At 44.3% G+C, this 273-nt stretch carries 1 protein-coding gene; it reads left to right on the top strand.

The features are described from left to right. The coding region (locus NI467_RS14675; protein WP_253153506.1) for an Ig-like domain-containing protein at window positions 1-273 on the top strand (273 nt) is incomplete at both ends.

The raw sequence follows: 273 nt of genomic DNA, 5'->3' as shown, positions 1-273 counted from the left end.
CCTTAACTGATGGCAACACTGCTGACGTTATTGCAAAAGATGAAGCTGGTAATGAGTCTGAGCCTGTAGAAATCACGGGCGAGAAAGACACTATTGCGCCTGCACTACCATCTGAAGTTGAAATCAACAAAGACGGTACAGAGATCACTGGTAAAGGTGAGCCAGGTTCAGAAATTGTAGTAACTGACAAAGATGGCAACATCCTTGGTACAGGTACAGTAGATGAAAATGGTGACTTTGTTGTTCCAGTCAACCCTGCCTTAACTGATGGCA

This window comes from Acinetobacter sp. S4397-1, from assembly GCF_024129285.1.
In the GTDB taxonomy this organism is placed as follows: domain Bacteria; phylum Pseudomonadota; class Gammaproteobacteria; order Pseudomonadales; family Moraxellaceae; genus Acinetobacter; species Acinetobacter lwoffii_C.
The sequence above is the reverse complement of the archived record's forward strand: the minus strand, read 5'-3'. Positions and strand labels throughout refer to the sequence as shown.